This window comes from Microbulbifer maximicatervae (SeqCode) (assembly GCF_052467815.1).
On the sequence record NZ_CP174326.1, the window covers coordinates 3,900,148 to 3,912,929 of the forward strand.

Consider the following 12,782-nt stretch of genomic DNA (forward strand, 5'->3'; position numbering starts at 1 on the left):
TCCTTGGTGGCAATTTAGCCTCTAGTCCAGAATCGGCAATCGTTATTTCCTACTTTAGTCTCTCCATTATTTTAAAAGCTGCCGCTATGATGTTGCTGGGAATGGGCCTGTTTAAGTTGGATATCCTACGTGGCAAAGCCAGTTCGTCTGTCTACAAAAAAGTAGCTATTGCTGGGGTGGCTATTGGTGTGACATTGACCGGTATAGGGCTTATCTGGAACTATAGTCATGACTGGAGTATGGATGATTACTTCACCTATGGTGCCATTTTTAATTTGGTAGGGTCTACATTTACCAGTATCGGTTATATCGGCTTGATCTGCCTTTGGTTCAAGTTAGGTAAGCACCTATGGATCAAAGGCAAGATCCAAAGTGTTGGGCGGATGGCATTTACCAATTACTTGGCTCAATCCATTATTTGCATTTATATTTTTTATGGCTTTGGATTGGGTTTGTATGGTGAGCTGACACGTATAGAAGTACTTGGGGTTTGTGTTCTGCTAGGTATGTTGCAGCTGGCCTATTCAGATCTTTGGCTAAAAGTATTCCGTATGGGTCCTCTGGAGTGGATTTGGAGAACACTCACTTACTTTAAGTTTGCACCGCTTATGAAAGATAAGGCTTTACCAGCTGCTGAAGTGAGTAGCTAGAATAGCTACATATTCTTCTTTTTATATTGTTGAGTTACTGCTGACCTTTGTTGGCAGTAGCTTATAGGGCATCACACCTTTTTTCTCTCAGTAAACCATTCCCAACATAACAATAAGCTAGAAAAATTAACTATTTCAACTTACTTGTGGTTTTCTTGCGGACACAACAAAGAAGTAACCCAGGGCTCGTCTGCACTGAGTGTCTTCGAAACCGGCTTTTTCAAGCATCTCATTTAGCTCATCGGTGGAATAGAGCTGAGATCCGTGATTCATAAATAGGTGAAAGCAAAACAAGCTCGGGGTCAGGCGGGTTTCATCGAGTAGCATGTCGTGAATAAAGAGATGCCCCCCATTTGGCAAGAATGCGAAGGCTTTATCGATTAAAAATTGGCATGTTTCAGGGCGCCAATCGTGCAGAATATTACTTAAGCAAATCCCGTCACAGCCTTCTGGCCAAGAGCCTGTAAAGAAGTCGCCGGGTACAATTCGAACCTGCTCTTTTTTGCCGAAATTTTGTACGTACTCACTTGCTACTGCGCACACGGGCGTTAAGTCAAACAGTACTGCCTTGCGTTTCGGGTAGGAATCGCAAAACGGTAGGGCAATGGCCCCTGAGCCACCACCCGCATCCATTAAGCACTGAACCTCTGCAAAAATTCCGTTAGAGACAGCTGTGACTGCGGAGGCAAATCCTTGGGAGTGCATCAGGTGTGTAAAGGCCGCAGCGGATTCTGAGTCCATGTCGTTATTTTGCCACATATCGGTTACCGAACGGCCTTTGCACTCAAGTTCATACTCTCGCTCCAGGCTGGTCAGTATCTTTTTATCCAGATGATTGACGTTGTAGATATGGAAGGGGTCTAGTAGCACTTCACCCCAGTAGTAGAGACTATCTTTTGATAGATAAGACTGGCTCAATTCTGTATTTTTTAACCGATGATTGTCGTAACAGATGTGCCCTAAATGACTTAAAACCAGAAGAAAAAATCTCATTCCCTTATCGCTGAGCTGTAACTTCTGGCTGAGCGACTTACAGGTGTCATATCCCTGCTCAATCAACCCGGTAATATCCAGCTGAGCGGAAACCATTAGACAGGCAAAATTGTAGTTCCCCATCAACCGGTCCCACATAGGGCTATCGGCAACTGTCGGTGGTGTTATCTTGTGGGTTTTGTTATTACTCATCGTCTGTTACCCATATGACCTGGGGGATTTTGTTAGTCCGCAGAATTCGTCTGAGTTGGTGTACTTTTTTAGCGTTGAAGGACTGGGGGTATTGTTTTGCTACAGAGGCCAGGTTATGGATATTTTCCTGCACATATTTACTGACTTTGCTGGCATCTGCATTGCCAGTAAACTGTAAGGTAATCCTGTCTGCTGATTTTTGATCGGGTGAGCGGCAACTGAGTAAAAGCTGGACCTCTTCTACACCAGTACAGTCATAGGCGAGGCTTGTGATCTTACTGGTGCTTAAAAGAGCGCTACAGAGGCTGATAGCATCGTCTGCTCGCCCTTCAATCAAAAGTGCTCTGGGGCGGCCACAGCGGCATGTTGTTGGCTTGATCAGATCTCCTAAGCGATAGCGAATAATTGGAACTGTCCAGCCTTCACCAATTCGTGTGAGTAGGGCGCCTTGGTCATCGGTTTCAATAAGCTGCCCCTCCAATAAATGGTACTTCTCCAGGTCACACCCAGGTGAATTGACAGCAATACTATTGGTTTCTACTGACCCATAGTCGCACCAAAACCCAGCGCTTGGGAAAGCCTTGCGAACGGTTTCAATCTTGGTTTTGGTCCAGGGTTCTCCCATCCATATGATTGACTCAATTGGGAGTTGGCCAACGGAATTTAGTGCTCCCTGGGCAAAGTCAGCTAGGCCTGTAGGGGCGCCAGCCAGGGCATTTACGTGGATGCCCTGTAGAAATTCTATCCAGTTGCTAGCTTCATCTGATGCGAAAGGTCCTGTAGGGGCTACGGTACACCGGGAGGCATCGGCCAAGGCTTGAATGAAGTAATGTGCACCCCATAACCGACCAGGGTTGAACAAATTGAGTAGTACACTTTGGGGACTGAGAGGCTGCCACTCTTTAAGAAGTCGATCAATCGCCTGGTGGTAAGGGGTGTAGCAGAGCTTAGGTTGACCGGTAGTGCCTCCACTGGACATTAAAATAGCCCCACCTCTCTGTGCGGCAGCGAGACTGATTCGCTCTATCTCAATGGGACCGCTGATCGGCAGGTCTTCAAAATTACGCACCGACTCAGGTACATTCAGCCCGCCAATTTTGGAGAGCTTTCTTGCTTGAGAAAGTGCGGCACTCCTGTCCAGATCGCCGATATTCATTGAAGTAGGGTGACTCCCAAAGAAGCTAAGCGGATAAAAGGTGCGCTCTAATAATTGTAGTAATCGTCCCGAGCGGTAGTGATTAGGAGGGTCATGGAAGCGCTTTGATTTGGCCGCACTTAACGGTAATAGATGGTGCCAGCTTGCGAAAGCTGATCTATTTCATCCTTCGGGATACCTAGTCCATTTAGTATCTCCAATGTGTTCTCCCCGTAGAGAGGAGCTTGCTGAAACTCCATGGCGGGCGAATCAGGGATGGAAAACGGGGCGCTGATATACTGGACAGATTTGCGCTTCTCACTACGTGTGTAGGGAATAGAAGTTACCTTGCCATTATTCCGTACATAGGTGTTATTAAGTGCTTGAGCAATATCATAAACTGGAGCACAGGGAATCTTTCCCTCCATCTGTGCACACCAATCCTCTGTATTTTTCTTTGTAAAGTGCTGGTCGAGGGTATGGGTCAATAGCTCCCGATGCTTCATTCTGTTGTCATTACTTAAAAAGCGGATGTCAGATTGGAGTTCCGTGGAGCCCAGCTCATCGCATAATAGCTCCCAAAACTTTTCGGTCAAACAGGCGATATAAAGCCATCCATCAGAAGTCTTTACCAGCTGACACGGGGCTTGTGAAGCGTGGGCTGAGCGAGGTTGCTTCCCTGGAACTATCCCCTCGTTGAGAAACCATAACCCTTGGTAGCAGAGGCAATTTAGTGCAATATCGAATAAATTAGTGTCAAAATCACCGCCTTTTCCTGTAACTTCGGTTCGCAGTAGCCCTGAAACTGTGCAGAGGGCTGAATAGACGCTCCCTAGGAGATCCACTACCGACACGCCAACTTTGGTTGGGATAGATCCTGGTTCTCCAGTCACTGACATCCAACCAGTTTCTGCCTGCATAAGGAAATCATATCCTGGCCAATGTTTTCTATTGTTGTCTCTGCCATACCCTGAGAGATGGGTACAAACAATTTTAGGGTTCGCCACTTTGAGGTCTGCATATGTAACCCCCAACTCTTCCGGCAGTGATCCACGAAAATTATCGATAACAGCATGTGAGTTATTCACAAGCTTCAAGAATACCTTCCTGCCAGCGGGAGCCCTGATATCGAGGGCCAAGCTCTTTTTGTTGTGGAGCGTCGATTCACTTGTCTCATTGTCTTCGCGAGCTTCATCAAGATAGATTGATCCCATTTTTCTAAGTGGATTCCCATCTTGTTTAGGGTCTTCAATATTGACAACTTCTGCGCCCAAAAAAGCTAGTAAAGTGCCATGAAAGGAACCTGCGCCCCAGGTTTCGAATGAAAGGATACGCTTTCCGTGGAGAGGGAGCATCATGATATACCTGATTTGCGCAAACAAAATTAGTGACCAGTCAAGTTTTGGCCGCTTAGTTACAAGTGGGTATTAGTTTATAGATCACTGTGTAAATCTGATGTAGGAAAATAGAGTATGAAGTTTGTATTGGTTATTAGGCTCTATTGCAGCTAGGTCGGACATTGAGTGTTTAATTACTCCTTATAGGTTTGGTTGACAAATAGCATTCCGAGCCGAGAAATAGTTTGTGCCTGGTAGTAAGACTAAGTATGTGCCACTTACGCACAAACGGGCATTGCAAACTAGACTCTTTGAGATCCAGTTAATGGCTTTTAAGGATGTGAATATGGATCGTTTTCATATCAGTAGGGTGGAGTTATATGCGATAGCCGATAAAAGTGCGCCGCCAATTTGTTGGACTGCTAATCAAGCCCCGCTGTTATATACCAACAATATTATTCGCATTAAAACCAGCAGTGGTATCGAAGGTATCGGTGCGACATTGAGTTATACCGAGAACGGTTTTGATCGATGCATTATTGAAGCCATGCGCACAATTGCACCGGGTATTTTGGGGAAAAACCCTTTGAGGACAGAGGAATTATATAATTGGCTAATGGAACGGTGTACTTGGGGCGGGTTGCCTGCTAAATCGCCTTTTGATATTGCCGCATGGGACATAAAAGGTAAAAAGGCCGAGATGCCGATTTATGAACTTTTAGGTGGAGCACGCTCAAAAATACAATCTTATGCATCCTCTCCTATGTTTGACACTGTGGAGAAATACGAAACATATGTCGAAGATTGTTTAGCGGAGGGGTTTACAGCAATAAAGTTTCATTGCTCTTGTATATATGAGAGAGATATGGAATTAGTTTCAGCAATTCAAACACGTTTTGAGGGGGAGCGTGTGCGTTTCATGCTGGATACAGCCTCTCTATATACTCCTGCTGAAGCCATGGGCATGGCCAAGTGGTTGAGCGAAAACAACTGGGAGTGGTTTGAAGCTCCAGTTCCAGATTCTGATTGTAGGACTTATCAAGATCTTGTTAATAAATTCGATATACGAATATTAAGTGATAGTAATTCCTTGTTAACACTACATGAGATAACCAATGCGTTGAACTTGGATACCTGGACTAGTGTTCACCTAGATGCCACTGTTTGTGGAGGAATTACGCCTTTAAATAAATGTTTTGCCATTGCGGAAGGGTTTGGTAAAACGTTAGAGATACAAAGTATGGGATTTACGCTTACACAAGCTGCGAACCTACACGTTGCCCTTGCACATAAAAATTGCAATTATTTTGAGCAATTTTTCCCTTATGAAGGTTTTGAGCTTGCGAGCAAGGTGTCTATTCGAACCGATAAGGAGGGTTATGTCCATGCCCCTCAGGGAAATGGGTTGGGAATAGCCATGGATTGGGAAAAGGTAAAGGATAACTGTTTTTGTCAATATGTGTTTGAGTAGGGTGATCTAGACTATGCAGGAATCGGATGCCAAGAAATATATCATGGATAAGAAGTTAACACTGGTTAGTTTCTTTTTGGTTTTACTTCTTGGTGTTGTTGCAGTTATTTATCCTGAAGGTACTAAGGACTTTATGAAAGAAATGTTAGCTCTAACTATAATAGACTTAGGGGCAATATTTCTTTGGTATACCCTTTTAGGGACCTTGGCCCTTTTGTTTTTAGCCTTTTCAAAATATGGCAAGCTTCGTTTGGGAGAGGGGAAGGCAAAGTATTCTCTTGTTCAGCTTTTTTCTATGGCTCTCTGTGCAGGTATGGGAGCTTCGACGATGTATTGGGCATATATTGAAGTAATTCATTACTATATGGACCCCCAGTTCGGTATTTCTGCCGAATCAATTAAGATGGAGTACGCAACGGCTTTCAACATTTTCCACTGGGGGTCGGCAGGATGGGTTATCAATTTGATGGTGGCGATCCCTTTTTCTGTGAGTTTTCATATTAAAAAGAATCGAACCCTTAAGTTGTCCTCTGTATTAAATAATATGCTTGATGATCGTATGCCTGAGTGGTTGAAAAAAGGCGTAGATTTATTGTTCATTGTGACCACGCTTTCGGCTACGACATTAACCCTTGGCCTTGCGATTCCAATGATTTCGTATAATGTCAGCGCCTTAACGGGTATTCCGGATAGTCTTTCTACAGGAATAGCCATTATCATAGGTTTGTCTCTCCTTTTCTCATTGTCGTCATTTATTGGCATTGAGAAGGGGATGTCACGTATATCTGGGTGGACCATCTATATAGCAATATTCCTACTTTTATATACGTTTATTGTTGGGCCAAGTGCTCTTGTTGCAAATAATGTAACGAATAGTTTGGGGATATTGTTTTCTGAATATTTCCGTATGTCCTTGAGTACAGACCCATATGGAAGTACTCATTTTCCTCAGTATTGGACAATTTTCTTTTGGGCAACCTGGATATCCTATTCGCCGGGTGTAGGTGTGTTTGTTACAAAAATTTCTCAGGGGCACCGTCTGAGAGATGTGATTTTAACTTTGATCCTTGGAGGAGGGCTTAGTAGCGCATTTATCTTTGGGATAGCGGGAACTTACGCTGTAGATCTTATGAACCAAGGGGCTGTTAATGCAGTGCAAGAGCTTTCCAGTGGAGAGCCTCTACGTCTCGCCCATGATATTTTAAGTCAATTGCCGCTTCCTGAGTTGGCGATAGCCATTTTTCTACTGTCAATGATACTGTTTTGCGTGACAACCTTGGATGCAACTTCATATTCATTGACCGGGGTTGTCACAAAAAATCTTGATGCTGAGGCAAATGTTATGCCGGCATATCGAGTTTTTTGGTGCGGGTTGCTAACGGTGATACCTATTGTGTTTTTATTTATTAACGCCGATATGGATACGCTAAAAGCTTTTCCCGTTTTAATTGTAATCCCTCTCCTTCCTATATTGGTAATTCTATGTGTTAAAACAGGAGCTTATCTGTCGTCTCAATTTGGCGACATGTCTGAGGGCGAGATTGAAGTGTATAGAGCACCTGCTAAGATGTAACGTGTAGGAATTTATTGAGTTGTACCTTAATTATAGAGTGTAACTCTGTGCTAAATAGCTGGCCAAATGACATGAAAAGATAAGTGGTCGCGGAGTGTCCTGATTTTCAGCCTTCCCTCTTGAGTTGTCCGATATAAAAGTATCGGTACTATTAGAGTGTCAGTTTTGATTGTAGTTTATATCGAAACTCAGCGTGTTTAAACGGGGTGTATAAATTTAACCGCTGCGCTCTTATATTGTTGGTTTATACCCGTTCATCACATTGCTAACACCTTTCGGTACCCTGGCAGTAAATTGAGCTCTGGAAGTTTGGAGTTACTGCTACTTTTAAATTCATAGGAGTATAGATTTACTTTGAATCCATTACTTTTATTGCACAAGAAAGCCATTTATCGATATTAGGATGAGAGTGTTGACAAATAGTGTCTTGTTCCGCCGTAGAGGACTATTAATCATATCGATAAATCTCTGTATTGGATTCTGTGTGGGTTTTGAGTTGTGTGAAGCGACAAGGAGGTTACTATGCGCCTGCACTCAGCTGTCATTTTGGGAACACTTATTTTTTCCATGGAGGCTATAGCCGCTGACTATAGCAGTCTAGAAAACCCGTGGGGGTTTCGTCCATATGTTTCACTAAATGGTGGAGTTAATAGGCTGGAGGTTAAGCAGGATTATCGTACTGTAGGGGTACTTTATGACCCATATTTCTACTACGATTATTTTTACGAATATAGTTACTACAAAACCTCAAGTTCAGGAAGTGAGCCTTGGGGCAGCGTCGATATCGGGATCGACTTCAATGGCTACCCGTTTGAACTTCGCTTTAGCTATGGCAGAACAAATTTAGGGCGATCGATATCGGTAGAAAATATCGATTATATTGATGACGAAGTTACAGTAGTTGAGCGATACCAGGTCAATCAGAAACATCGCTTGGATGTATTTTCAATTACAGGGACTCTGGATTTATCTTGGTATTGCGACAGGTCCTGTATGTATTTGTTGTTGGGCTATAGTTTTGCGGAGCTGGACTGGTCATATACTATGGCTGAATTTTACGCCGGCGGTAACTATTATGGGACAACAGAATTTAGTAAAAGCTATTTCCATGTAGGTATAGGGGCGCGTTATAACTTCAACAATTCTTTGCGTATAAGTGCCGAATATGTGTTGCACAATGTTGGTAAGGTAGGGGAATATTATGTTGATGACTTTGATCACATAGAATTTGATTTAAGAAACCTCAATATGTTGCAAGCAGGTATATCTTTTATCTTCTAATCTCAAGTACTCTGCTCGTTAGAAATGAAAGTATGCGCTAAGGCCATACTTTCATGGATATCGAAAAGCGCCATGTACTTTGTGATGATATAAGTCAACGTCGTATTTATATGGGGGAATTTTATTCCCCCATATAAATATTTAGAGCCCTGAAACAGGTTGTCGCCGTACTTGGGTCGCCTCAAAGAGGTCTTTAATTAGTTCTTCAATACTCTCTATCTTATCTCCACGATCAGTGTTGGCCAATAAGATTACTCCGACGTTATCCTTTGGGTTGAAAACCATATAGGAGAAATATCCAATCTCAGCTCCGTTGTGGCCTATTAGAATATGGTCTTTACCCCCATAATTCCAAAGCCAGTCTGAATACCAGAAGATCCCAAAACCATTCTGGATAGGCGTTAGCATTTGGGTAACTGAACCTGGCTCAAGAATCCTGACTTCGGATTTTCTCGAAAAAAATGTTCCCTCATTCATTATTGTGGCAAGAAATTTTGCCATATCAGATGCGCTGCTTCGCAGGCCACCATCTGGCCAGGTTGCGAGCTCATAAAATGGAATTGCTGATAGGGTATTATCAAGTGTGGTGTGGGGGGCTGCCAGATTACTCTGGTTTAACTTGGAAAAATTCCAGCTGGTATTGTGCATACCAAGAGGACTAAATATCTCTTGCTCTGCATATTCGGCCAGAGTTAGGCTGGTGCTAAGTTCTACGGCGTAGCCTGCTAATGCTGCGGCGATATTTGAATATTTGTAGCCTTGCCCGGGGGGTAAGCCAGTGTAGTTACTGCTGGAATCGTAAAACTCCCCTTCACTGTCTAAATAGGCACCGAGAAATCCATCCAGTGTAATTGGGCTGCTATCCGGGCAAAGCCCCGGTTCTATTAAGTTGACCAACTTTGTATGAGTGCCATCACCATGATCGATATAGTAACTGCACTGGTAAGCTGTGCCATCTTTAATACCTGAGCTGTGAGTTACGAGATCTCGAATGGTGATAGGTGACGAGCCAGGATTGTCGATGTTAAAGTTATCTCCAGTCAGTAAGTTTTGAATCTCCTGATCTAAATAGAGATAACCGTCCTCCTGCGCTTTGGCTATAGCGGTACCCACAACCACCTTACTTATAGATGCCAGCCAAAATGAAGTATTCCTGGTAACCCTTTCATTACTCACCAGGCTTTTTACTCCGTAGCCTTTAGACCATATAACGGGCTTTTTTGGGTTGGTAACTATGGCAACGGCCATACCTGGAATTTTGTTGTCCGCCATATATTTTTTGATTAGGCGATTAATTGTCTGCTTCTTACCCGGCTTAAGTACCTCCGTATAGGCTTCCGCTCTGTCATGATGGTTTTCTGAAATTTTAGTATCTACAGCGCTCCCATTGTTGGATATTAGTAGGATGAATAACAGGAGAGGTTGAGCAAATACTGATTTTATATTGGGGTATTCCATGCTATAGCTTCCTTTACTTGAATGTTACTTCATTGGGTAAAAGTGTGCCGTACAGCTCTATATCTGGAGTATTATTTTCAGTAGTTGCTGAACCTCTGATGAATATAATTGTTAAAACGTAGCCGATAAATATCGAAAACCCAGGTGTTAAATCAGGTGCTAAGCATTGAGTTCCAGGAGCTTCTTTTTATCGACTTTACCGACGGCGGTAACCGGAAGGCGAGATAGCACATTTAGTTGCTCGGGTAGTTTAAAGGTGGCTAAACCCCTTTCGGCCAAGAAATCGCGCAAACTTTGTAGGCTGGGCGCTTTATCTGCACATACGATAGCGGCTCCAACTTGCTCTCCCAACTCTTTATCTGGGAGGGGAATGACAGCTGCATGCTGGATACTGGGGTGAGCGAGTAGATGCTCTTCGATTTCGTCACAGGCAAAAGTTTCTCCTCCTCGATTCACCACATCTTTGAGTCTGCCGGTAACTACAATATTGCCATTGTCGAGAATTCGAACACGATCCCCACTGCGATAGAAGCCATCCGGGGTAAAGGCATGACGATTGTGTTCCTCTGCTCGATAGTAGCCTCTCAGGGTGTAGGGGCCACGAGTGAGTAATTCGCCTTCCTCTCCGACTTCTACTTCTTGACCGTAGTCATCGACCACCCTTAGCTCATCCAGAGAGCTCATAGGTCTACCTTGAGTATTGGTGATGATCTCGTCGCTATCCTCGTGATGGGTGTAGCAGATCAGTCCTTCGGCCATGCCGAAAACTTGCTGTAGTGCACTGGGAAATGCATCCATAGCAGCCCGGGCGTCGGTTGGGCTCAGCTTTGAGCCGCCAACTTGTAGCAGGCGGAGAGAACTTAAATCAGTATCTTCCCACTCTGTCGCAGCAGTCCAGACCTGAGCCAGTGCCGGGACCAGGGCGGTTGCGGTAACACCGAAACGTTCTATTAATTCAAAGCAGGAATCCGGGCTGGCATCTTGAGTGAATATAACCTCTCCACCGACTGACAGGGTGCCCAGAATACCAGGGCAACCCAGTGGAAAATTATGCGCGGCAGGGAGTACAGCCAGGTAGGCATCGTCCTCTCCCAGTTTGCAGGCAGCTGTTGCGCAGGCAATGTTGTAGCGGTAATCGTTATGAGAGCGCGGAATCAGTTTAGGCAGACCCGTTGTGCCGCCTGACACCAGAAATAGAGCGGGAGTATTCGGGTCTACGGAGGGGGGAGTGAAATTTGCATTTTGGCCTCTGGGGAGTGAGGGGAAAGAATCATTGTCATTAGAAGTATAAATCCCCCTAAGGGTTGTAGCTTGTGAAGCAATTTGCTCAATCATGTTGCGGTGACTTTCATCTCCTTCAGCCACTGAAGTGATATAGATGCTTGCAGCTGAGACCTGTGCAAAGTGGCAAATTTCATTTTGGCGGTGGGCAGGTAAGGCTAATACCGGTACTAATCCAGCACGCAATAGGCCAAGTAGGATGGTTGCGAAGCTCACTTGGTTGCTCCACTGTAGTATTGCTCGCTCGCCAGTCTCGTAACCACATTCAGCGAGACCTGCGGCAATAATATCGGCCTCCTGCACCAGCTCAGAGTAAGTTAGATGCTCGGAAAGGTCTCGAACTGCGCAGCGATCTGGATAATCTTGAGCATTGCGTGTCACCAGCTCCCAAATAGGTTGGTTGTCCCAAATATTCTTTTGCTGATAGTAAGACTCAAGCTCACAGGGGTGGGGCTTGTAACCATGGAGTAAGTTGTTTTCCATACTGGCTTCCTTAAATTTGTGGTTGGAGCGGAACCTGTTTTTATCTGGATTAAAATTTCTATAATTTAAATTAGCAGGTAGTATTCTCGGCTTAAAATTTGATACTGAGATAAATCTATGTCCGGAGCTTGGCTACAAATCCCACTCCCGAAACCCAATGCGACAGTCAGGCTTTTGTGTCTGCCCCATGCGGGCGGCACGGCAGCACTTTACCGACCTTGGGCAAACTTATTGCCAGACTGGATAGAGCTGGTTCTCGTCTGCCTGCCGGGCAGGGAGCAGCGTTGTAACGAATCGATGCCAGCAGATATGCAGGCGTTAATCAAGCTACTGAGTAGGGCTGTCACGCCGATTCTCGATCGTCCCTGGGCTGCATTTGGCCACAGCATGGGGGCGACAGTTGCACATGAATTAGCTCTCTCCTTGTATCGCGAAAACCTTCGCGGACCTGAGCATATATTTGTCTCTGCTCGCGAAGCGCCGCAGTTTCAAAAAGGCGGAAGCGTACATAAGCTGGACGATGACTCTTTATGTCAACAACTTATTGAGCTTGGAGGAACCTCTCCTGAATTATTAGAGATCCCAGAATTAAGGGCATTATTACTCCCAGCAATTCGTCAAGACTACCGATTGATCGAAACCAATGGCTTGTCTTCGGATCAAGTATTAAGTTGCCCGATTACTGCGATGGTGGGGCGGGATGACCCCGAATTAAGCATCGATGAGGCTCGAGGTTGGCAGCAATGGACAAGTTGTGAGTTCCACCTTGAGGAATATCCGGGCAATCATTTCTATTTATCTGGTTGTCCTGATTTGGTAGTTCGTCATATTGCTCAGAAACTTAGCTTATCTCAACCCCAGGTCAAGTTACGCTCACTGGATACTAATTAAATGTTCTGCTCCTCGTAACATTACTGAAATAAATTGA

At 44.5% G+C, this 12,782-nt stretch carries 10 protein-coding genes; 5 read left to right on the forward strand and 5 right to left on the reverse strand.

Annotated elements, in window-relative coordinates; genetic code table 11:
* Positions 1-86 precede the first annotated feature (86 nt).
* The gene (locus ACJJIW_RS16970; protein WP_444935825.1) at positions 87-650 is read left to right on the forward strand and encodes a DUF418 domain-containing protein; all 564 of its coding nucleotides are present in this window, start codon (positions 87-89) and stop codon (positions 648-650) included.
* Between the two features lie 135 nt (positions 651-785).
* Here the strand turns inward: ACJJIW_RS16970 and ACJJIW_RS16975 are convergent, their stop codons facing one another.
* The 3 genes from ACJJIW_RS16975 to ACJJIW_RS16985 form a co-directional block, all read right to left on the reverse strand.
* Complete coding sequence (locus ACJJIW_RS16975; protein ID WP_444935826.1) at positions 786-1,835, reverse strand: methyltransferase; 1,050 nt, start codon at positions 1,833-1,835, stop codon at positions 786-788.
* The gene (locus ACJJIW_RS16980) at positions 1,828-2,991 is read right to left on the reverse strand and encodes an AMP-binding protein (RefSeq protein WP_444935827.1); all 1,164 of its coding nucleotides are present in this window, start codon (positions 2,989-2,991) and stop codon (positions 1,828-1,830) included. The genes ACJJIW_RS16975 and ACJJIW_RS16980 overlap by 8 nt, the downstream gene beginning before the upstream one ends.
* Positions 2,992-3,110: 119 nt before the next feature.
* Positions 3,111-4,328, reverse strand: coding sequence for a CaiB/BaiF CoA transferase family protein (locus ACJJIW_RS16985; RefSeq protein WP_282932879.1), 1,218 nt, complete (start codon positions 4,326-4,328; stop codon positions 3,111-3,113).
* Between the two features lie 325 nt (positions 4,329-4,653).
* Here ACJJIW_RS16985 and ACJJIW_RS16990 point away from each other — a divergent pair, with 325 nt between their 5' ends.
* The 3 genes from ACJJIW_RS16990 (at position 4,654) to ACJJIW_RS17000 (ending at position 8,632) form a co-directional block, all read left to right on the forward strand.
* Positions 4,654-5,778 (forward strand): mandelate racemase/muconate lactonizing enzyme family protein, encoded by a 1,125-nt coding sequence (locus tag ACJJIW_RS16990; protein ID WP_444935828.1) that lies wholly within the window; start codon positions 4,654-4,656, stop codon positions 5,776-5,778.
* 13 nt (positions 5,779-5,791) lie between these two features.
* Positions 5,792-7,351, forward strand: a complete 1,560-nt coding sequence (locus tag ACJJIW_RS16995) for a BCCT family transporter (protein ID WP_444935829.1) — start codon at positions 5,792-5,794, stop codon at positions 7,349-7,351.
* A 522-nt stretch (positions 7,352-7,873) separates the two neighbouring features.
* The gene (locus tag ACJJIW_RS17000) at positions 7,874-8,632 is read left to right on the forward strand and encodes a putative outer membrane beta-barrel protein (protein ID WP_444935830.1); all 759 of its coding nucleotides are present in this window, start codon (positions 7,874-7,876) and stop codon (positions 8,630-8,632) included.
* Positions 8,633-8,773: 141 nt separating this feature from the next.
* On the opposite strand, the gene ACJJIW_RS17005 is transcribed toward ACJJIW_RS17000, so the two are convergent.
* The gene (locus ACJJIW_RS17005; protein WP_444935831.1) at positions 8,774-10,090 is read right to left on the reverse strand and encodes a serine hydrolase domain-containing protein; all 1,317 of its coding nucleotides are present in this window, start codon (positions 10,088-10,090) and stop codon (positions 8,774-8,776) included.
* Positions 10,091-10,249: 159 nt separating this feature from the next.
* Entirely contained in the window at positions 10,250-11,854 is a 1,605-nt protein-coding gene (locus ACJJIW_RS17010) for a (2,3-dihydroxybenzoyl)adenylate synthase (RefSeq protein WP_444935832.1), read from the reverse strand.
* Positions 11,855-11,971: 117 nt separating this feature from the next.
* Here ACJJIW_RS17010 and ACJJIW_RS17015 point away from each other — a divergent pair, with 117 nt between their 5' ends.
* Positions 11,972-12,745 carry a thioesterase II family protein gene (locus ACJJIW_RS17015; protein ID WP_444935833.1) on the forward strand — a complete coding sequence of 258 codons (774 nt, stop codon included), beginning with the start codon at positions 11,972-11,974 and terminating at the stop codon, positions 12,743-12,745.
* Positions 12,746-12,782 lie beyond the last annotated feature (37 nt).

What these genes read in the sequence shown, in the direction of transcription:
- ACJJIW_RS16970 (WP_444935825.1), top strand. Translation starts at nt 87, where the DNA reads ATGATGTTGCTGGGAATGGGCCTGTTTAAGTTGGATATCCTACGTGGC.
- ACJJIW_RS16975 (WP_444935826.1), bottom strand. Translation starts at nt 1,835, where the DNA reads ATGAGTAATAACAAAACCCACAAGATAACACCACCGACAGTTGCCGAT.
- ACJJIW_RS16980 (WP_444935827.1), bottom strand. Translation starts at nt 2,991, where the DNA reads ATGAATATCGGCGATCTGGACAGGAGTGCCGCACTTTCTCAAGCAAGA.
- ACJJIW_RS16985 (WP_282932879.1), bottom strand. Translation starts at nt 4,328, where the DNA reads ATGATGCTCCCTCTCCACGGAAAGCGTATCCTTTCATTCGAAACCTGG.
- ACJJIW_RS16990 (WP_444935828.1), top strand. Translation starts at nt 4,654, where the DNA reads ATGGATCGTTTTCATATCAGTAGGGTGGAGTTATATGCGATAGCCGAT.
- ACJJIW_RS16995 (WP_444935829.1), top strand. Translation starts at nt 5,792, where the DNA reads ATGCAGGAATCGGATGCCAAGAAATATATCATGGATAAGAAGTTAACA.
- ACJJIW_RS17000 (WP_444935830.1), top strand. Translation starts at nt 7,874, where the DNA reads ATGCGCCTGCACTCAGCTGTCATTTTGGGAACACTTATTTTTTCCATG.
- ACJJIW_RS17005 (WP_444935831.1), bottom strand. Translation starts at nt 10,090, where the DNA reads ATGGAATACCCCAATATAAAATCAGTATTTGCTCAACCTCTCCTGTTA.
- ACJJIW_RS17010 (WP_444935832.1), bottom strand. Translation starts at nt 11,854, where the DNA reads ATGGAAAACAACTTACTCCATGGTTACAAGCCCCACCCCTGTGAGCTT.
- ACJJIW_RS17015 (WP_444935833.1), top strand. Translation starts at nt 11,972, where the DNA reads ATGTCCGGAGCTTGGCTACAAATCCCACTCCCGAAACCCAATGCGACA.